Raw genomic sequence first — 20459 nt, 5'->3', positions numbered from 1 at the left:
CATGGCTTCAAGCCTTGCGCGCATGCACCCTGGACGCCAGCGCCACCAGCAGCAGCACGGGCAAGCCCAACCAGGCCGTGGCCGTGAAGAAGCTGGCGTAGCCGTGGGCATCCACAAACTCCCCCGAAAACCCGGCGATGAACTTGGGCAGCAGCAGCATCATGGAGCTCAGCAGCGCGTATTGCGTGGCCGAATAGCTGATGTTGGTGAGCGAGGACAAGTAAGCAATGAAGGCCGCAGACGCAATGCCGCTGGCCAGGTTGTCGGCCGAGATGACCCAGATCAAGGCCTGCACATCGTGGCCCACGCCGCTGAGCCAGACAAACAGCAAATTGCTGGCCGCACTGAGCGCCGCGCCCAGCATGAGCACACGCATGACACCCAGCCGCGCCGACAGCACGCCGCCCACAAACGCCCCCACCAAAGTCATGATGACGCCGTAGACCTTGGTCACACTGGCCACTTCGCTTTTGGTGAAGCCCATGTCGACATAAAACGGGTTGGCCATGATGCCCATGACCACGTCGGAGATGCGGTACACCGCGATCAGCGCCAGCAGCAGCACCGCTTGCCAGCGGTAGCGCAACCAAAAATCGGCAAAGGGATCGAGCACCGCGCCCTTGAGCCACTCGGCCACGTTGCGCGCTGGCGCAAAAGGCGCGGGCACCGGCTCGGGCGAGGCCAGCACCACCCCCATGCCCGGCAGCATGCTCAGTGCCATGACCAGATAGGCCGCTTGCCAGGCCGATTGTGAGTAACCCGCAGCTTGTTCGCCTTGCGCCCAGGCCGCCACCCACAACACGCCCGCCCCGGCCCAGATCATGGCCAGGCGGTAACCCGTCTGGTAACTGGCCGCCAAGGCGGCTTGGGCGTTGACCTCGGCCGACTCGATGCGGTAGGCGTCCAGCGCAATGTCTTGTGTGGCCGAAGCGATGGCCACCGCCAAAGCGCACGCCACCAAGGGCCCGAGCAATTGCGAAGGGTCGTTCAGGGCCATGCCCACCAAGCCCAGCGCAATCACCAGCTGCGACACCAGCAGCCAGCTGCGCCTGCGCCCCAGCTGCCGTGTGAGCCAAGGAATGGGCATGCGGTCCACCAGCGGGGCCCACATCCATTTCACGCCATACGCGAGACCCACCCAGCTGAGGTAACCAATGGTGCTGCGGTCAATGCCCGCCTCGCGCAGCCGAAAACTGAGCGTGCCCAGCACCAACAGCAGCGGCAAGCCCGCTGCAAAACCCAGCGCCAGCATGCGCAGGCTGGCGGGCTGCAAATACAGGCGCAGCGCCTCGCGCCAGGTGCGCACCGTTGGGTTTTGGGCAAGGTCAGCGGGGGGGAGAGTGGCGTTGGACATCATGGAATTATCAGCGCCTGCGAGCCAAGTGACCCAGCCACGCCCACAGGGACACACGGTGGCTCGCTTGATTTCTGGCCATTCGTTATCATTTGCGAACTATGTGCTTTATTTGCAATTTCAAAACCCCTGCCGCCCACGACCCTCACGATGTCAAGGCCCTCCACCCTGCCCGGTGGCAAGCACGACGGGCATTCCTCCTGGCGGCAGGTGCCGGTGCCGCAGGGTCTGCCTTGGCACAAGTGGAAGTCGGCTCTTCATCTGGCCTTCGCAAACTGGTCCCCGCTGAAACCCTGGAAGCTTCAGCACGCCAGCAATACGCCCAGGTTTTGGCCGAAGCGCGTGCCAAGAATGCCTTGGCCCCTGAAGGACATCCACAATTGCAGCGTCTGCACGCCATTGCACAAAGACTCATCCCGCACGCCGCACCGTGGAACCCCCGTTCACGCGAATGGAAATGGCAAGTCAATCTGGTGGGCAGCAAACAAATCAATGCCTGGTGCATGCCGGGCGGCAAGATCGCTTTTTACACAGGCATCCTGGACCAACTCAAACTCAACGACGATGAAGTGGCCATGATCATGGGCCATGAAATGGCGCACGCGCTGCGTGAGCACGCCCGCGAGCGATTGGCCAAAACACAGGTGACCGGCATGGGCCTGTCCATTGCCTCACAACTGCTGGGCCTGGGCTCTTTGGGAGATGCTGCGGCCAATCTGGGCACACAGTTGTTGACCCTGAAATATGGCCGTGACGATGAAACCGAATCCGATCTGGTGGGCTTGGAGATGGCCGCGCGTGGCGGCTTCCGCCCCGAAGCCAGTGTCAGCTTGTGGCAGAAAATGTTGGCCGCCAATGGCAATGGCGGCCCATCCTTTTTGTCCACCCACCCCAGTGGCAGCAACCGCATTGAAGAATTGCAGGCCAACTTGCCCAAGGTTCAACACCTTTACGAACAAGCCCGCCGGGGCTGATGCACGCAGCACTTTGCCCCCCTCTGGGTGTGTGACCACCGAGCGGCTGGCAAACCGGCCACATCAGATGCGCCCATGGCGTACAGAACTGGGTTCAGGTTCCGCCCACATAGGGGTTGCTTTTGCGCTCACGGCCAAAGGTGCTTTCGGGGCCATGCCCGGGAATGAACACGGTGTCATTGCCCATGGGCCACAGGCGTTGGGTGATGCTGGCGATCAAATCGTCGTGATTGCCTTGCGGAAAATCCGTGCGGCCAATGCTGCCAGCAAACAACACATCCCCCACAAAGGCCCGTTTGATCTCCGGTGAATAAAACACCACATGGCCCGGCGTGTGCCCAGGGCAATGGCGTACCTGCAAAGTGTGCGCCCCCAGGCTCACCGTGTCGCCATCGGCCAGCCAACGTGTGGGATGAAAAACCCGGGCGGGGGGAAATCCATAAGCGGCCGCCGCCTGAGGCAGTCCATCAATCCAGAACTGGTCTGCCGGGTGCGGCCCGATGATGGGCAATCCGCCCAGCTGCTCGGCCAAGTCGGCGGTGCCCGAAGCGTGGTCCAGGTGCCCGTGGGTGATCCAAATCTGCTCCAAACGCAGGCCATGGGTTTTGACGGCAGCCAATATCAATTCGAGATCGCCCCCCGGATCGACCACCGCCGCTTGACGGCTTTGGTCGTCCCAAACAAGGGAGCAGTTTTGCTGAAAAGGCGTGACAGGGATGGTTTGGTATTGCAGCATGCTGCAAATTATCGACCATGCGCTCAACGTGATGGGATCAACAGAACAGGCCGACACGGGCGTGTACAGTCCAACGCAGCCAGCGCCTTTTGATTTTTGGCTTTTGCGCTGCAACGATTGTCTGTTTGCACACCACTTCACCCGGCTATTTGACCCAGCACCACAGCGTTGCCATTGCGGGGGCGGATAAGCTGCTCATCCGCGCTCTGCTGAACAACAACCAATTCCACGACCCCCTGGATGAGGCCCTGAACTTGGGCATCTCCTCGGCCACCTGGCCTTTGTTTGGCTTGCTTTGGCCCTCTGGCCAACACATGGCCGATCGCATGGCCAAACGCCCGGTATCCGTCGAGCGCATTTTGGAAATTGGCTGCGGTCTGGGGTTGGCCAGTCTGGTGGCGCATCGGCGAGGGGCCTCGGTCACCGCCAGTGATTGCCACCCCTTGGCGCACGCCTTTCTGGATGAAAACACGCGATTGAACGGTTTGCCCCCCATGGCTTACTGTCACGGCCTGTGGGGCAAGGCGGCCTTGCGCGAAGATGGTTTGCCCGTCTTGACGACCGCCCAGGATGCCCTGCCCAGCGGCGTTTTTGACCTGATCATGGGCAGCGACATCTTGTATGAGCGCGATGACGAGGGCACGCTGGCCAGTTTCATCCAGGCGCATGCCGCCAGCCGCTCGGAAATCTGGGTGGTCGATCCCAATCGGGGCAACCGTGCGGCCTTTCACAAGCAGATGGCCCGGCTGGGCTTTGCCCGTCATGAACAGGTGCTGGATCAGCCCGCGCACGAGGGCGTGGCCGCCTACAAAGGCCGCATGCTCACCTACACACGCGGCTGAAGCCTCAGCGCGGCAACCAGCCCAGCCCCTTGGCGTGCAGGCTGTGGATGTAGAGCCGGTCCGCTGTCTCGGTCACGCCCGTGCTCTCGGGGTAAAGGCCGCTGGGGTCTTGCAGGTCTTGGACGACTTGGCCGTCTTCGGTGAAAGCCATCACATGGCCGTAGGCTTTGGGAATGGGCCACAGGGCACGGGGCAGGCGCAGCGTGACCTTGCGCATGAAGGGCTGGTCTGCCAGCTGGTCGATGGTCGGATTGCGCGGTTTGGCAAAGCCCAGCCAGATCTTGCCGTCCCGCCCCCGCATCAGGTTGTCGGGGTAACCCGGCAGGTTGTCGAACAACACGCGGGCCTGTGCGCCGCCTTGGGCCACGTCCAGGTTCTGGGCGTTGACGTCGATTTTCCAGACGCGGTATTTGCCCGTCTCATTCACAAACAGGTGTTTTTCATCTTGGCTCAGCGCCACGCCGTTGGCAAAGCTCAGGCCCCGGGCCACCACGCGGGTTTGGCCGCTGGCCGGGTCAAACTCCAGCACCCGGCCCGTGGCCGCTTGCTCCAGGATGTCGAGCACGCTGGCCTCGAAGGTGCCGCCCCAGTCCTTGGGGGCAAAACGGGTGGACGCATCGCTCAGGTACATCTTGCCGTTTTGGGCCACCACCACCGCGTCGGCATAACGGATCGGGTCGGGCTGACCGTTCACCGCCACCTTGTCGGTCAGCAGCTGGATGGATTTGTCGGGCGCAATCGACAGCAAGCCCTTGACCGCATCGGCCGCGATCAGGTGGCCACGGGCGTCAAAGTCAAAACCCAGTACCCTGCCACCTGTCTGGCCAAACACCTCTTGCTGCGAGCCGTCTGGCTGCATGCGCAAAATGCGGCCACTCTCCACCGTGGTGTAGAGCTTGCCGTCAGGCCCCATGGCGATGTGCTCCGGCCCCGCCTCGGCACCCAGGTCGATCATGTTGAGCTTGGCCAGCTTGTGGTTGACCGCATGTGGCCCGGCATAGCCCGGTGCAGCGGGTGCATGCCAGCTGACCGGCTCGATCGGGACCGGCCAAAGGCCAAAATAAGCCAGCCCTGCCAGCAACAGCACACCCAAAACACCGAACAGCTTTTTCACAGCGCCTCCTTGGTATGGCACCCCACGGGCCAAGGCAGCCATTGAAACAGTTTCAGAGCTTCAAGGTCCTCAGAGCAAACCCTCGTATGCGATGGTGATCGGCGCGTGGTCGGAAAACTTTTCGCCCTTGTAGATGTGCTCGGTGCGGGCTTTTTCGGCCACAGCGGGCGTGGCCAAGTGGTAGTCCAAGCGCCAGCCCACATTCTTGGCGTAGGCTTGGCCGCGGTTGCTCCACCAGGTGTAGCAATCGTCAGTGGTGTGCGGCTTGAGGTGGCGGTAGACGTCGACCACACCACCTTCAGTGGTCAGCTGTGTCATCCAGGCACGTTCTTCGGGCAAAAAGCCGCTGTTCTTGAGGTTGCCCTTCCAGTTTTTCAGGTCGGCTTGTTGGTGTGCGATGTTCACGTCGCTGCAGACAATGAAGTCGCGCTCGGCTTTGAGGGCCATCAGGTGGGGGTACATCTTGTTCAAGAAGCGAAACTTGGCTTCTTGCCGCTCGGGGCCGGACGAGCCACTGGGAAAGTAGACGCTGATGATGGACAGCTTGCGCTGCGGTGTATCGAAGCGTGTTTCCACATAACGGCCCTCTGCGTCGAACTCGCCGCCGTCAAAGCCCACCACCACGTCACTGGGTTCGTGGCGGGTGTAGACACCCACGCCCGAATAACCCTTTTTCTCAGCAAAGTGGAAGTGGCCTTTGAGGCCCGCGAGTTCCTCAAACTTGCCCGCCACATCGGGGGCCTGGGCTTTGACCTCTTGCACGCAAATACAATCGGGTTTCTCTTGGGCCAGCCACGCGGCGACCCCTTTGGTCGTGGCCGAACGGATGCCGTTGAGGTTGAGGCTAGTGAGTTTGAACAAGGATTTCCCCATGGTGACAGGACAGGCAAGCAGCGCCGAAATGCAGGCGCTCGCTCAGGAATTTGTGCAGTTTGCAGTCGACTCAGGCGTATTGCGCTTTGGTGAATTCAAAACCAAAGCGGGCCGCATGAGCCCATACTTTTTTAACGCCGGCCTGTTTGACGATGGCGCCAAGCTCAGCCGACTGGCGCAATTTTATGCAAAAGCCCTGTTGGCCAGCGGCATCGAATTCGACATGATTTTTGGCCCCGCCTACAAGGGCATCCCCTTGGGCGCGGCGGTGGCTGTCGAGCTGGCCCGCTTGGGCAAGAACGTGCCCTTTGCCTACAACCGCAAAGAAGCCAAGGACCACGGCGAAGGCGGCTCGCTGGTGGGCGCTCCCCTCCAAGGGCGCGTGCTGATCGTGGACGACGTGATGAGCGCAGGCACCGCTGCACGCGAATCGATTGCGCTGATCAAGGCCGCTGGCGCCACGCCGCACGCGATTGCGATTGCGCTGGACCGACAGGAAATGGCCACCGAAAAGCAGGCTGACGGCTCGGTCAAAGACGTTCCTCACAGCGCGGTTCAATATGTGCGCCATACCTTGGGCATGGGTGTGTGCTGCATCGCCCAGCTGTCCGACCTGCTGGCCTATCTGTCGGCGCAAAGCGGCCATGAGCTGGGCCAGCACCTGCCCAAGGTTCAGGCTTACCGCGACCGCTACGGCGTTTGACGCAACCCGGTCGCACTGGCCACTGTTTTCTGGTGCGACTGCGGTCACAACTTCTTGGTTTGAGATCACAACTGTCTTTTCGACGGTTTCAGGTCATTTGCACACGACCAAAACATCAAAATCAAATTAATTTGATTTTTTTACAAATATCTACTTAAAAAAACAAAGCTGGCTTTGCCCTTCTTCCAGCAGCGTTTCCGGATCGGCCAAGGCACACCGATTCGCTTTTGTTTTTTCCAATTTTTCCTGTTTTCTCCTCTGAAAACACGCTGAACTCACCACACCACGCTGGTCGATTCAGCGCCTGCTTGCACACACCAGCGAACGCCAAATACGCTACTTTTTTTGTCTGAAATTTTTATTTCAGATGCACTTCGTGCTCGCTTGTACTCCATTTGGCGGATTCGCAACTTCTCTTTTTTCACGAGAATTTCAGTTTTAACGTAGCTGGTAATTCACCGCTCATGATTCATCTTGATTGCCAAAAATACTTTCTTCGTTCAACAACGAAGACAAAACCATCTCAAGGATTTTGGGCTGTGATGCAACGCGCCTGTCCTGGCCTCTTGCTGGTCAGCATGGGCCTGACCGTTCAGGCTCAAACCTTGACCGAAGTGGTCAATCAGGCCCTGCAAACATACCCATCTGTTTTGTCGGCTGCGGCCAAGGCCTCTGCTTCTCGTTCTGACATTGCGCGTGCCCGCAGCGCCCACTACCCACAGCTGGGCATGACCGCCACGGCCAATGCCTTTGCCTCTGACACCTTCCCAGCGGGCACCTCCAGAAGTTCGCTGTCCCCCACGGCCAAAGTGAACTTGTGGTCGGGCGGCAAAATTGAAGCAGAGGCGCAGCGTGCGCAGGCCTTGACGCAGGCGTCGGAATACCTGCAAGCCAGCACCTTGGATGAAGTGGCTCAGTTGGCCGCAGAGGCTTATCTCAATTGGGCGAAAACAGCCGATCTCTACCGCTTGGCTGTGCTCAACGTCAATGCCCACGAAGAAACATTGAGCGACATCCGAAAAATTGCCCAAGCTGACACCGGTCGTCGCGTGGACTATGAGCAGGCCTTGGTTCGGATGGAAAATGCCACACTGAGTCTGCAGCAACGCAAATCAGACTTCGCTCAAGCGATTCAGCGCGTCAGGCGCTTCTGGACTGCAGACATGGGCTCTCGGCCTGAAGGCCTTGAAGACGCCGTGACCGACTCGGGCGTTTTGGGCAAAATTCCTTCGTCTTTGGCTCAAGCGGTCGAGATGGTCTGGCTTGACCTCCCCGCCATTGCTCAAGCCCGAGCGCAAGTTAAGGCCGCACAAGCGGGTGTTCGTGTGGCCAAAAGCCAATTTTGGCCCACCGTGGATTTATCAGTCTCCAAACAAGCCAACACGGCCAATGGCCGCCAAGAGGCTTTTACACAACTCCAAGTCAATGCGCCTTTTTACAACGGTGGCGGCACGGCCGCGCTGGTTGAAGGGGCTGTCGGTCAACTCAAAGCTGCCGAATTTGCCCTGGAAGAAGCCCAACTTCTGGCCCGTGAAAAGGCCGCATTGGCCTGGCAAGAATGGGCTTCTGCCCGCGCCCGCTCTGTCACGGGAGCCTCTCAATCCGATGTAGGCGACAAACTCGTGGAGGCTTATCGCCAACAGTTTCGTGTGGCCCGACGCTCCTTGCTGGACCTGCTGAACATTCAGGCCGACGCCTTCAATTACCGCAGCTCTGCCCGCGCGGCCTTCCATGACGAGCGCTTGGCCCGTGTGCGTCTTCTGGCCGTCACTGGCGACTTGGCCAAACGATTCACGGCCGAACCCGGTCGTGTCCTGACTCCCGCCCAGTGAGCGATTTTTTTCAAAGTGACCGACCATGGCTCAATTGATTCCCATGCCAACCGCAGTTGGCGCAGCCCCCAAGCCCTCAGCGGGCCAGGACATCCAGGCTGACCCATTTTTGCTGTGCATGACCATGGCCGCCAAGCAACTGGGGCGTCCTGTGCACGCTCAGGTTTTGCGATCCGGTTTTGCACTCGATGCGCGTGGCCGTGTGCCCTTGGCAGCTTATCCCGACATGGCGCACAAAAATGGCTTGATGGCCGCTTGGTCGCGCGTGCGCTTGTCCGAGATTCCTCATTACGTGCTGCCCGTGTTGATGCCATTGATGGATGGACGGGCCTGCGTGCTGCGCAGCATCGAGGGCAAGGAGGCTGTTGTCTGGTGGGCAGACAAAGGGATGGAGGACCACAAAATCGCGTTGCCAGAGCTGCAAAGTCTGGCCCGCCCCGAGGTGCTGGCCATCAAGCTCCCCCCCTCACGCCATGACCAAACTCTGGCCCCCATGGCAGGCTCTGCTTTCAACTGGTTTTGGGGCACTTTGTGGCGATTTCGCGCTTTTTATGTGGAATCGATGGTGGCCACGGTGGTTGCAAACTTGTTAACACTGGCCAGTGTGTTCTTCACCATGAACGTGTATGACCGGGTCGTTCCGACCGGTGCTTACACCTCGTTGTGGACACTGGCGATCGGCACCACAGTGGCCATTTTCATGGAGTTCATCATGCGCTGGCTCAAAGCCCGTTTGGTGGATTTGGGTGGGAAAAAAGCCGACCTGGCCATCAATGCCACTTTGCTTCGAGAAATCATGGCCATTCGACTCGAGCACCGTCCTCAGTCGGTCGGAATTTTTGCCAGTTCCATGCGTGACTTTGAGTCGCTTCGTGACTTTTTCTCCTCAGCCTCCTTGGTGGTTTTGGCGGACATGCCTTTTGTCTTGATGTTTCTCGCCCTCATTGCCATGGTCGGTGGAAACCTGGTCTGGATTCCTGCACTGGCGGTGCCTTTGCTGATCGTCATTGGCTTGCTGTCTCAAAGGCCTTTGATGAGTGCCATGCGGGAAAACATGAAAGAGTCGGGCGACAAGCAAAGCGTGCTGGTTGAGTCGGTGTTGAATCTGGAACTGCTCAAAGCACACAACGCTGAAAGCTACTTGCAGCGTCGCTGGGAGGTGGCCAATTTGGCCGGTGCCGACTCTTACAAGCGCATGCGCAGCCTGACCAACTGGATCATGGGCTTCACCACGGCGCTTCAGCAATTCATCACGGTGGCCATGGTGGTGGGCGGTGTTTACATGATTCATGCCAATCAGCTGACCTTGGGTGGTTTGATTGCCTCTGTGATTTTGGCTGGCCGTGCCATCTCTCCTTTGGCCAGCGTGATGTCTTTGGCCTCGCGTTACCAACAAGCCAGCTCAGCACTGGAAACCCTCGATGGCTTGATGAAGCGACCCCGTGACCGCATTCACGGTCGCAACTACCTTGTGCCCGAGAGCGTTCAAGGTGGTTTGCAGGCGGATGCGCTGGAGTTTGCCTACCCAGGCCAACACAAAATTCCAGTCATCAAAAACTTGTCCATGTCGATTGCACCCGGCCAAAAAGTGGCCATGCTGGGCCGTGTCGGCAGCGGCAAAAGCACTCTGCTGCGCTTGATGGCAGGTTTGTACGCCCCGTTGGCGGGCAATGTGCGTCTTGATGGTGTGGACATGCAGCAAATTGAGCCCACAGAGATGCGCAGCCGCATCGGCTACGTGGGCCAGGATCCGCAGCTGTTCATGGGCACGGTCCGCGAAAACCTGGTACTGGCCGACAGCTGGATCAGCGACACAAAAATTGTCGAAGTCCTCAAAACCTTGAACATTTACGACATTGTGTCCAACCACCCGCTGGGTCTGGACATGCCCATCACCGAAGCCGGTGGTGGTTTATCTGGTGGCCAGCGTCAACTTTTGTCGATTGCACGAATGATGCTGCGCAATCCGCAACTGGTCTTCATGGACGAACCGACAGCGAACATGGACCAAAACACCGAGGCCCGCGTGATTCTTGTGCTGCGCGACTGGTTGCGCGGACGGACTTTGCTCATGTCCACTCACCGCCCCCAGCTTTTGGAATGGGCTGATCTGATCGCCGTCATTGATTCCGGTCAGTGCGTGGCCTGGGGTCCCAAGCAAGAGATGCTCGACAAGTTGTCTCGCGGCATAGACGTCAATGGCACTAAACCACAAGGAGCTGTCGCATGAGCACGTTAACGCGCAAGAGCAAGGGCTTTGGCATGCCCACGGTCGAGGACGATGAGCGTCAAGCCAGTAAAACCCTGATTTCGGCCACCGCCATCACCTTGTTTTTGGGTCTGGGATGGGCTTCATTTTTTGAACTTGATGAAATCACACGCGGTCAAGGCAAGGTCATTCCATCCAGCCGTGAGCAAGTCATCCAGAGCCTGGACTCGGGTGTGATGAGTGAAATGTTTGTGCGTGAAGGCAGTGTGGTCGAAAAGGATCAGATTCTTTTGCGCATTGACGATGCACGTTCAGGCGCGGTTTACCGCGAAGCGCAAGAAAAATACTTGGCACTTTTGGCCCTGTCATCCCGCTTGAAAGCTGAAGCTTACGGAACATCTTTGGTCTTTCCCGATGAACTGAAAGCTGAACCCGCCCTGATGCGCCAGGAACTGCAAGCCTTCAATGCCAGAAAACTGGCTTTGTCTGAATCCCTGCGATCGCTGGACGCATCCCTATCTTCCGTGACCCGTGAACTGACCATCACCGAACCCATGGTCCGCCAAGGGGTCATGTCTGAAGTGGAATTGCTGCGCTTGAAACGCCAACAGTCCGAATTGATGGGACAAAGGGCTGAGCGACAAAACCGCTACCTCACCGATGCCAACAACGAATTGGTCAGGGTCGCTTCAGAGCTTTCTCAAACCAAAGAAAGCGCCACCGCACGCGAGGATGCGTTTCGCAGAACCACCATCAAATCACCGATGAAGGGCGTGGTTAAAAACGTCCAGATCACCACGGTTGGTGGTGTTGTTCAAGCGGGCCAATCGATTCTTGAAATTGTCCCGACTGAAGACGAAATGTTGGTTGAAGCTTACGTCAAGCCCGCAGAAGTGGCCTTTTTGAAAGTCGGCCAGCCTGCTGTCGTGAAGTTAACCGCCTACGACTTCAATAAATACGGTGGTCTCGATGGTGTGCTTGAGCATTTGAGTCCAGACACATTGCGCGATGAAAAGCAGCGAAAACCCGGTAACCCGGTGGAGCTCGAGGAGGGTCTTTACCGAATCATCATTCGGGTCAAACCCAGTCCTGAATTGCGCAATGGTCTTCGCCTCACCCCCTCACCAGGCATGACCGCCTCTGTCGAAATCAGAACGGGCTACAAGACCGTTCTTGAATACATCTTCCGTCCTTTGCAAAACGTCTCTCAGGCGTTGCGCGAACGTTAATCCAAATTTTCTTTCCAGGAGCCAAACCATGGGCGATGAACACACTCTTATTCTCGATGACGTCATTTCCGTCGAAGAACCCACCTTGTTGATCCCCAACAAGACAACACCCCATACCCCTCAATTTTTGAGTACGGCAGAAGCAGCCAGAATGTTGGGCTTGTCCACCACACTCGTTCAGACACTGGTTGACCAAGGTGAACTCAAGGGCTGGAAAACACGGGGCGGACACCGCCGTATTTCGCTCGACTCCATCATGGACTATCAAACCGTTTCACGGCATGCCGTGAATCGTCATGCCAAGTCCACCAGTAAACCTCGGGTAACGGTGGTCATTGAAACACCGGGTTTGATGAACAGCTTCATGCAAGATTTTCTTCAATGGGGCATTCCCATTGACGTTAACTTTTTTGAGTCCGTGACTGAAGCACTCTTGGATCTTTCGAACAAGCGCCCTGACATGATCGTGGTCGAGATGTCCATGCCACGAGCACTTCAGGAAAAAACATTTCAAGCACTTGAAAACTTCAACAAACGTGGCCACACCCCCTTGTCCGTGGTGTTGATCACGCAAGAAAAAGGACTGGCGTCTTCCATGCCATTTGGCGCAGCTTCTTCCATTCAGTTGGTTCCAGGCCCCTTGTCCTCTATCTGGTTGCATGCATATCTGACCGGTGTGGTGGCATCATGCAAGAACTGAAATTCACGTCGTTCAACAGGTCATCCTCCTTGTCGCGCAGTCCAACTCGCCCAGGACAAAATGAATCCCTCTTGCATGCCAATCGGTCTTCTGCAGCACACATGGATCAATTTGCCGAGGTCTCAGAAGACCCGAAAGGTCGATTGATCCGGAATTTGCGTTTGCACTTGGAACTGGACCCCGCTGAGTTGGCCACGCAAGCTTGCATTTCTGTGGCCCAGCTCTATGAAATCGAGCAGGGACTTTCAACGCGTTTTTACTCATCCTCCTTGCGCGAGCAAGCAGCCAAACGTGTTGCAAAATTGCTCAATGCGGATTGGGATAAATTGGAAGAAACTGCTGTTGCATTGAAGCCCTCCAACAAGGTGGTTCAATTGCAATGGCCCATCAGCAACAAGCCCGCCCCAATGGTTCGTCAACCAGAGTGGTCATCGCTTTCCGATTCACACATCAGCACGGCAGCAGCTCTTGAGCAACCCATTGCATTGGTTTTGTCTACGCCGTGCAAAGATCAGGTCATGCCTGAATCTCAATCAACACCCTTGATCGGTCCTGATCAAACCTTGCATGCGCCGATGGGGCAAGCTCGTTCAGCTTACTTATGGCGAAGTCTGATGCTTTTGTTGGGGGGCTTTCTGGGCTATGCCATTGCCGTTTGGAGCCCCTATGAATTGGTCTGGCCTTCGCAATTGATTTGGCCTTCTTCTCTGACGTCGGCCCTAGAACTTGTGTGGCCTGAAAAAGTTTCTTGGCCATTTTCTTTTTGACACCGTCATGGGCATCGATTTCATTCAAGCGTTTGAATGGAACTTGGTGCGGCTGGCGGGGATCGAACCCACGACCCTTGGCTTCGGAGGCCAATACTCTATCCACTGAGCTACAGCCGCATGCTGTCAAGCCTTTGCATTATCTCATGGCTTGTCATTCATCCTGTTGGATGCAAGGTCTGTGAAGGTCAGGTCGCTATAATATTGTGTTGATTCCGGACCACCTGAAGGCCTACTGGCCAAGCCCCACAAGAGGATTTCATGAGCGACAACAGTCACGATCACCACGAAGCACACACCGGCCCGGTGAAAACGCCCAAGCAAATGCTTTTGCTGAGTCTTGCTTCCTTCATTATTCCTGTGTTCATCATCATTGGTTTGGTGTTTTACGTCACCTCGGCCAACAAAACTGCACCGGGATCGAGTGACAGTGAAAGATCTGTTGCGCAACGCATCCAGAAGATTGGCACCATTGAAGTTCGTGATGCCAATCGCCCCTTGAAGGCCGGTGAAGAAGTTTACAAAGCGCAATGTGCTGCTTGTCATGCAGCGGGAGCCGCTGGCGCACCCAAATTTGCGGATGCTGCGGCTTGGGGTCCTCGTGTCAAACAAGGTTTGGAGACATTGGTCACCTCTGCACTCAAAGGCAAGGGTGCCATGGGCGCTCAATCAGGTGGCGACTTCAACGATATCGAAATTGCGCGTGCTGTCGTTTACATCACCAACAACGCCGGTTCCAAATTCGACGAACCTGCCGCTCCAAGTGCTGAGAAAAAGTAATTTTTCACGCACCAAACAACCGACCTCAGGGTCGGTTTTTTTATGTGTTTTTTTCTTGAACGATGCTTTGTGGACTCATCACGTAGTGATTTTGACCCGGTAGCGCTTGGGATTCACATTCTTCCAAAACACAGTTGCCTTTTTCCAATGCTTCGGCCACCAGGCCCACATCCAGACTGTGTACCAAACCAAAACCAAGGTCCGTTTTCAGATACACACGTCCCCGCTCATCCATCAGGCATGCAAGCGCTTTTGAGCTGACGCCCGTATGTGCAACGGGCGTAAAGGGTTCATTGACACGCCACACGTAAGGCGTGATTTCAAGTTCTACAAAAACCTTTTGGGGGCCATTCTGAAAATAACAACGTCCTTCCTCATCGACTGCATAGTTTCGGTTGATGAACTCGATCAATTTTTCGTGTTTGAGCAAGGATCCTTTGCTTCCTGCGACCCCGCTTTGAAATGAGCCCAAGCTCTGAACACGCTCATCTCGCATGAACCATTGCCCACGACTGTCCAAAGCCAACCATCCATAGCAATCGGGAACATTGGGCCATTTGGCCATGGCTTTTTTGACCAGGTCATCCATGTTGAGCCATCCTCTCATTCATCATCACGCCTGAGGCTTTCAAAAGCCACTCACCGACTGCATCGGGCATGCCTCGCACATGTCCGGGCCATGTTCCCTGTGCAAATCCGACATGGCCGCCTTGCTGAGGTTGCCAGAGTGTCACGGAAGATGACACATCGCTTTGTTTCGGCAGACTGAACATGGGGACAAATGGGTCATTTTTAGCGTTCAAAGCCAAGGCGGGCAATTTGATTTGATTCATCAATGGTTTTGCAGAGGCTTTCAACCAGTAGTCATCTGCATTTTGAAAGCCATGCACAGGCGCTGTGAACACATTGTCAAATTCATACAGATCTCGCGCTGCTTTGAGTTTTTGGGCATCAAATAAACCTGGATGCTGGGCCAATTTGGACATGGCTTTGGGTTTCATGCTTCGCAAAAACATCCTGGTATAAATTTGACGATTGACCCCTTGACCCATTGCTCGACCACTTTCGGTTAAATCCAACGGTGCGCAAATGGAAGCAATGGCATCCACGGATTTCAAGGCTTCTTTACCATGCTCACCAGCCCAGCGCATCAATGCGTTACCGCCCAGAGAGACGCCTGCTGCAACCATGGTTTGTCCACCGGCTTGATGGTGCTCTTGGCGCAACTTGTTCAATATCCAATGGATTTCTTGGTGATCCCCTGAGTGATAGGCACGTGGTCCATTGTTCAACTCACCACTGCAGCCTCTGAAATGCGGCAACACGAAATTCACATCTTGCTCGGCTGCCCAATCAGCAAAGGCCACAGCGTAATGGCTGCTTGAGGAGCCTTCCAAGCCATGAAAAAGAACGATCAATGGTCTGTGCGGGCTGCTGGCCCTTTGTTTGTCCACGTCAATGAAATCACCATCAGGGGCATGCCATCGTTCTCTGACTTGAGGTGAAGAAGTTGAAAATTGTCGACGTGCGAACAATGCAGGCCATATGGTTTGTGCGTGTCCTCCCGGTAACCAAGTCGGCGCGACATAGTCCATCATGTTCAATTCAACACCTTGTTGATAACTCAACGATTGCACACAGTCTGTCTAGAGTTAACCTCACATCGAGGGCCCGTACAGCTCAAGCTATCCAGCATGCTGAGTTTCAACTTCGTTTCCATTTCCATCTTTTTCATCGTCATCCATTGCGATTTTGGACTGTGTTTTTGTCCATCCAACCTCATGAGAACAAGCGTTCATGGATGTTTTTTTCATCCTTGATGTCAGCTGAGTTTACACACCAACATGGCGCATCCCAAAACAAAAAACCCGGAGACATTTCTGTTCCGGGTTACTTTGATGCATCGGTTAAAACCAATTTCAGCTGATCACTTCTTGCGGTATTTACGCAATGCGGACAACTGCGCAGCCAATACAGCAAGCTCTGATGTTGCACGAGCCAGGTCGATTTCACTCTTTGCATTTTTCAGTGCTTCTTCAGCCGCTGACTTCGCTGCGTTGGCTTTTTCTTCGTCAAGGTCTTTGCCTCGAATCGCGGTGTCAGACAGGACCGTCACACAGTCGGGCTGAACTTCCAGAATACCACCGGCAACGAATACAAATTCTTCGCCACCGTCAGCCTTCTCGATTCGAACTGAACCCGCTTTGATCCGAGTGATCAGCGGCGTGTGACGAGGATAAATGCCCAGTTCGCCAGATTCACCGGGTAAAGCCACAAATCGAGCTTCACCCGAATAAATGGACTCTTCGGCACTGACCACATCTACGTGGATGGTGTTCATGTTTTCTCCTTAAAAGGTACGTTAAAGCGGGCATTGGGGAAATTGAAACAGCCCCCCAATTGCGCTGCCTTACGCAGCCTTTTTAGCCTTCTCGAAAGCTTCGTCGATGGTGCCGACCATGTAAAAAGCTTGCTCTGGCAGGTGATCGCACTCGCCAGCAACAATCATCTTGAAACCACGGATGGTTTCGGCCAAGGTGACGTACTTGCCGGGTGAGCCGGTGAACACTTCAGCAACGTGGAACGGCTGCGACAGGAAACGCTGGATCTTGCGAGCACGGGCCACGGCCAACTTGTCTTCTGGAGCCAAGTCATCCATGCCCATGATGGCGATGATGTCGCGCAGTTCACGATAACGCTGCAAGGTGCCTTGCACAGCACGGGCTGTTTCGTAGTGGTCTTGACCCACAACCAAAGGATCGAGCTGACGGCTGGTGGAGTCCAGAGGATCCACAGCAGGGTAGATACCGAGCGAAGCGATGTCACGCGACAACACGACGGTCGAATCCAAGTGCGCGAAGGTGGTCGCTGGCGATGGATCGGTCAAGTCATCGGCTGGCACGTAAACGGCTTGGATGGAAGTGATCGAACCGACTTTGGTCGAGGTGATACGCTCTTGCAGACGGCCCATTTCTTCGGCCAGCGTTGGCTGGTAACCCACAGCAGAAGGCATACGGCCCAACAAGGCGGACACTTCGGTACCGGCCAGTGTGTAGCGGTAGATGTTGTCCACGAAGAACAACACATCTTTGCCTTCGTCACGGAAGGATTCGGCGATGGTCAGACCGGTCAAGGCGACGCGCAAACGGTTGCCTGGTGGCTCGTTCATCTGACCGTACACCATGGCCACTTTGGACTCAGGCAGGTTCTCGAGGTTCACGACGCCGGAGTCGGCCATCTCGTGGTAGAAGTCGTTACCTTCACGGGTACGTTCACCCACACCAGCAAACACGGACAAACCGCTGTGCGCCTTGGCGATGTTGTTGATGAGTTCCATCATGTTCACGGTCTTGCCCACACCGGCACCACCGAACAAACCGACCTTACCGCCTTTGGCGAACGGGCAGACCAAGTCAATCACTTTGATGCCGGTTTCCAGCAATTCTTGTGATGGGCTCAGTTCGTCGTAAGCTGGCGCCTTGCGGTGGATGGAAGATGTCAATTCTTGGCTGACAGGACCACGTTCGTCGATGGGTGAACCCAACACGTCCATGATTCGGCCCAGTGTGGCTTTGCCCACGGGCACGGTGATCGCCTTGCCTGTGTTGAACACCATCAGACCACGGCGCAAGCCGTCGGAAGAACCGAGCGCAATGGTGCGCACGATGCCATCGCCGAGTTGCTGCTGCACTTCCAATGTCAGCGCAGAGCCTTCCATTTTGAGTGCGTCATAAACTTTGGGCATCTGGTTACGTGGAAATTCCACGTCGACCACAGCGCCAATACACTGAACAATTTTTCCTTGGGCTTGCATTTTTCGCTCCAAATAATTTGATTTAGCAGAACTGTGAATCAACCGCTGATCGCGGCTGCGCCAGAGACGATTTCAGACAGTTCTTTGGTGATGGCGGCTTGACGGGTCTTGTTGTAGACGAGTTTGAGTTCGCCAATCACATTGCCAGCATTGTCTGTTGCAGCCTTCATGGCGACCATTCGCGCTGCGTGCTCAGAAGCCATGTTTTCTGCAACTGCTTGATAAGCCAGCGCTTCTGCATAACGGACCAACAAATCATCAATCACCGACTGTGGATCGGGTTCGTAGATGTAATCCCAACCATGCGACACCGTACCTGCTGCCTTGGTATCTTCTTGCATCTTGGACGAGGACAAGGGCAAGAGCTGATCAATGGTTGGCACTTGCGCCATGGTGCTGACGAACTTGTTGTAACACAGGTACACAGCACTGACTTCACCTGCGGCATAAGCATCCAGCAGCACCTTGACAGGGCCAATCAGCTTTTCCAAGTGAGGTTTGTCGCCCAAATGGGTGACATGGGCCACCACTTTGGCATTGACGCGGTTGAGAAAACCCAAACCTTTACCACCGATGGCCACAGCCAGTGGCGTCTTGCCTTCTGCTTGCGTTTGACGCAATTGACCCGTCACGGCACGCAACAGGTTGGTGTTCAAGCCACCGCACAGCCCTTTGTCCGTGGTCACCACGATGAAGCCGACGGACTTGCCGTCGTTTTGCTTCATGAAGGCGTGCACGTACTCAGGGTTGGCCTGCCCGAGGTGAGTCGCAATGGTGCGAATCTTCTCGCTGTAAGGCCGGGCCGTACGCATACGCTCCTGCGCCTTGCGCATTTTGGAGACAGAAATCATCTCCATGGCTTTTGTGATCTTCTTGGTGTTTTCCACCGATTTGATCTTGGTGCGTAGTTCCTTGCCCGATGCCATCAGCGACTCCTTTTGATCAGGTAGAAATTAAGCAAAGCTTTTCTTGAAAGCAGCCACTGCGGTGTTCAATTCGGCTTCTGCCTCTTTGTCCAGCGCTTTGGAACTTTCGATCTTGGCCAGCAAGGCGGCGCACGAATCTTTCAGGTAAGCGTGCAAGCCATGCTCGAAGGACAAGACTTTCTTGACATCGATGTCGTCCATGAAGCCTTTGTTCACGGCAAACAGGCTGGCACCCATCAAGCTGATCGACAAGGGGCTGTACTGGGCTTGCTTGAGCAATTCGGTCACGCGGGCACCACGGTCCAACTGCTTGCGTGTGGACTCGTCCAAGTCAGAGGCGAACTGCGCAAACGCGGCCAATTCACGGTACTGGGCCAAGTCGGTACGGATACCACCAGACTGACCTTTGATGATCTTGGTCTGAGCAGAGCTACCCACGCGGGACACCGAGATACCGGCGTTGATCGCAGGTCGGATACCGGCGTTGAACAAGCTGGTTTCCAAGAAGATCTGACCGTCGGTGATCGAAATCACGTTGGTGGGCACGAAAGCGGACACGTCACCGGCTTGGGTTTCGATGATAGGCAAAGCCGTCAAGGAACCAGTTTTGCCAGTCACTGCGCCTTTGGTGAAGGCTTCGACGTAGTCGGCATTCACGCGGGCTGCACGCTCGAGCAAACGGCTGTGCAAATAGAACACATCGCCAGGGTAAGCTTCGCGGCCTGGTGGGCGGCGCAAGAGCAGCGACACTTGACGGTAAGCCACGGCTTGCTTGGACAGATCGTCATACACGATCAAAGCGTCTTCGCCACGGTCACGGAAGTATTCGCCCATGGTGCAGCCAGAGTAGGCCGACACGTACTGCATGGCAGCAGATTCAGAGGCGGAAGCGGCCACCACAATGGTGTATTCCATCGCGCCAGCTTGTTCCAGAGCGCGCACCACGTTCTTGATCGACGAGGCTTTTTGGCCAATCGCGACGTAAACGCAGGTCATGTTCTGACCTTTTTGGTTGATGATGGCGTCGATCGCAACGGCTGTCTTGCCGGTCTGACGGTCACCAATGATCAATTCGCGCTGACCACGGCCCACTGGCACCATGGAGTCGATCGACTTCAGGCCAGTCTGCATGGGTTGGTCAACCGACTTACGTGCGATCACGCCAGGGGCGACTTTTTCGATCACGTCGGTCATTTTGGCGTTGATGGGGCCTTTGCCGTCAATCGGCTGACCCAAGGCGTTCACCACACGGCCAATCAGTTCAGGGCCTACGGGCACTTCCAGAATACGGCCGGTGCACTTGACCGTGTCGCCTTCAGAGATGTGCTCATATTCGCCCAAAATCACGGCACCGACCGAGTCACGCTCGAGGTTCAGGGCCAGACCAAATGTGGCATTGCCATCGGCGGTCGATGGGAATTCCAGCATCTCGCCTTGCATCACGTCGGACAAGCCATGGACGCGAACGATACCGTCGGTCACCGACACCACGGTACCTTGGTTACGGATATCGGCGCTGGCGGACAGCCCTTCAATGCGGCTCTTGATCAGTTCAGAAATTTCTGCGGGATTGAGTTGCATGACTCTTTCCTTCTTTCTTTAAATA

Annotated in this window: 19 protein-coding genes and 1 tRNA gene; 9 read left to right on the top strand and 11 right to left on the bottom strand. The window is 56.0% G+C overall.

Translation table 11 applies throughout. The features are described 5' to 3' along the window. Positions 1-7: 7 nt before the first annotated feature. Complete coding sequence (locus tag B9Z48_RS19950) at positions 8-1354, bottom strand: AmpG family muropeptide MFS transporter (RefSeq protein ID WP_233261203.1); 1347 nt, start codon at positions 1352-1354, stop codon at positions 8-10. Positions 1355-1455: 101 nt separating this feature from the next. Here B9Z48_RS19950 and B9Z48_RS19945 point away from each other — a divergent pair, with 101 nt between their 5' ends. Beyond that, the gene (locus tag B9Z48_RS19945) at positions 1456-2328 is read left to right on the top strand and encodes a M48 family metallopeptidase (RefSeq protein WP_108380385.1); all 873 of its coding nucleotides are present in this window, start codon (positions 1456-1458) and stop codon (positions 2326-2328) included. Between the two features lie 94 nt (positions 2329-2422). Here B9Z48_RS19945 and B9Z48_RS19940 read toward each other — a convergent pair whose 3' ends face one another. After that, positions 2423-3064, bottom strand: a complete 642-nt coding sequence (locus B9Z48_RS19940; RefSeq protein ID WP_089952227.1) for an MBL fold metallo-hydrolase — start codon at positions 3062-3064, stop codon at positions 2423-2425. Positions 3065-3189: 125 nt separating this feature from the next. Between B9Z48_RS19940 and B9Z48_RS19935 the strand changes: the two genes are divergently transcribed. Further along, entirely contained in the window at positions 3190-3906 is a 717-nt protein-coding gene (locus B9Z48_RS19935) for a methyltransferase (RefSeq protein ID WP_089952228.1), read from the top strand. Positions 3907-3910: 4 nt separating this feature from the next. Here B9Z48_RS19935 and B9Z48_RS19930 read toward each other — a convergent pair whose 3' ends face one another. Together B9Z48_RS19930 and B9Z48_RS19925 are read right to left on the bottom strand one after the other, a co-directional pair. After that, a complete protein-coding gene (locus tag B9Z48_RS19930; protein ID WP_233261202.1) occupies positions 3911-5020 on the bottom strand; it encodes an SMP-30/gluconolactonase/LRE family protein in 1110 nt (369 codons plus the stop codon). 69 nt (positions 5021-5089) lie between these two features. Further along, on the bottom strand, positions 5090-5881 hold the full coding sequence (locus tag B9Z48_RS19925; protein ID WP_089952598.1) for an exodeoxyribonuclease III: 792 nt from the start codon (positions 5879-5881) through the stop codon (positions 5090-5092). Positions 5882-5891: 10 nt separating this feature from the next. Between B9Z48_RS19925 and pyrE the strand changes: the two genes are divergently transcribed. The 6 genes from pyrE (at position 5892) to B9Z48_RS19895 (ending at position 13333) form a co-directional block, all read left to right on the top strand. After that, entirely contained in the window at positions 5892-6596 is a 705-nt protein-coding gene (gene pyrE, locus B9Z48_RS19920) for an orotate phosphoribosyltransferase (RefSeq protein ID WP_089952232.1), read from the top strand. Between the two features lie 542 nt (positions 6597-7138). Next, a complete protein-coding gene (locus tag B9Z48_RS19915; RefSeq protein WP_158273325.1) occupies positions 7139-8428 on the top strand; it encodes a TolC family protein in 1290 nt (429 codons plus the stop codon). Positions 8429-8471: 43 nt separating this feature from the next. Further along, positions 8472-10658: a type I secretion system permease/ATPase gene (locus B9Z48_RS19910; protein ID WP_233261201.1), complete on the top strand. Its 2187-nt coding sequence runs from the start codon at positions 8472-8474 to the stop codon at positions 10656-10658. Next, positions 10655-11866, top strand: a complete 1212-nt coding sequence (locus B9Z48_RS19905) for an HlyD family efflux transporter periplasmic adaptor subunit (protein ID WP_108380382.1) — start codon at positions 10655-10657, stop codon at positions 11864-11866. The genes B9Z48_RS19910 and B9Z48_RS19905 overlap by 4 nt, the downstream gene beginning before the upstream one ends. Before the next feature lie 28 nt (positions 11867-11894). Continuing rightward, complete coding sequence (locus tag B9Z48_RS19900; RefSeq protein WP_089952240.1) at positions 11895-12566, top strand: helix-turn-helix domain-containing protein; 672 nt, start codon at positions 11895-11897, stop codon at positions 12564-12566. Positions 12567-12667: 101 nt separating this feature from the next. Further along, positions 12668-13333 carry a helix-turn-helix transcriptional regulator gene (locus tag B9Z48_RS19895; protein WP_108380381.1) on the top strand — a complete coding sequence of 222 codons (666 nt, stop codon included), beginning with the start codon at positions 12668-12670 and terminating at the stop codon, positions 13331-13333. Positions 13334-13377: 44 nt separating this feature from the next. Here B9Z48_RS19895 and B9Z48_RS19890 read toward each other — a convergent pair. Further along, positions 13378-13453: transfer RNA gene (locus B9Z48_RS19890), tRNA-Arg, on the bottom strand. Between the two features lie 141 nt (positions 13454-13594). Between B9Z48_RS19890 and B9Z48_RS19885 the strand changes: the two genes are divergently transcribed. Next, entirely contained in the window at positions 13595-14113 is a 519-nt protein-coding gene (locus tag B9Z48_RS19885; protein WP_108380380.1) for a cytochrome c5 family protein, read from the top strand. A gap of 40 nt (positions 14114-14153) precedes the next feature. Here the strand turns inward: B9Z48_RS19885 and B9Z48_RS19880 are convergent, their stop codons facing one another. The 6 genes from B9Z48_RS19880 to atpA form a co-directional block, all read right to left on the bottom strand. Continuing rightward, positions 14154-14702 carry a DUF2946 family protein gene (locus tag B9Z48_RS19880; protein WP_108380402.1) on the bottom strand — a complete coding sequence of 183 codons (549 nt, stop codon included), beginning with the start codon at positions 14700-14702 and terminating at the stop codon, positions 14154-14156. Continuing rightward, positions 14695-15708: a YheT family hydrolase gene (locus tag B9Z48_RS19875; protein WP_108380401.1), complete on the bottom strand. Its 1014-nt coding sequence runs from the start codon at positions 15706-15708 to the stop codon at positions 14695-14697. The genes B9Z48_RS19880 and B9Z48_RS19875 overlap by 8 nt, the downstream gene beginning before the upstream one ends. A gap of 332 nt (positions 15709-16040) precedes the next feature. Then, positions 16041-16454: a F0F1 ATP synthase subunit epsilon gene (locus tag B9Z48_RS19870; protein WP_089952246.1), complete on the bottom strand. Its 414-nt coding sequence runs from the start codon at positions 16452-16454 to the stop codon at positions 16041-16043. Between the two features lie 69 nt (positions 16455-16523). Beyond that, positions 16524-17927, bottom strand: a complete 1404-nt coding sequence (atpD, locus tag B9Z48_RS19865; RefSeq protein ID WP_089952247.1) for a F0F1 ATP synthase subunit beta — start codon at positions 17925-17927, stop codon at positions 16524-16526. A 38-nt stretch (positions 17928-17965) separates the two neighbouring features. Then, the gene (gene atpG, locus B9Z48_RS19860) at positions 17966-18853 is read right to left on the bottom strand and encodes a F0F1 ATP synthase subunit gamma (protein WP_089952250.1); all 888 of its coding nucleotides are present in this window, start codon (positions 18851-18853) and stop codon (positions 17966-17968) included. Positions 18854-18880: 27 nt separating this feature from the next. Further along, positions 18881-20434 carry a F0F1 ATP synthase subunit alpha gene (gene atpA, locus B9Z48_RS19855; RefSeq protein WP_089952251.1) on the bottom strand — a complete coding sequence of 518 codons (1554 nt, stop codon included), beginning with the start codon at positions 20432-20434 and terminating at the stop codon, positions 18881-18883. Positions 20435-20459: the final 25 nt, after the last annotated feature.

The sequence above is a fragment of the Limnohabitans sp. WS1 genome (assembly GCF_003063265.1).
Lineage (GTDB): Bacteria > Pseudomonadota > Gammaproteobacteria > Burkholderiales > Burkholderiaceae_C > Limnohabitans_A.
Note: the sequence above shows the minus strand (reverse complement) of the source record. Positions and strands in the feature narration are given on the sequence as shown.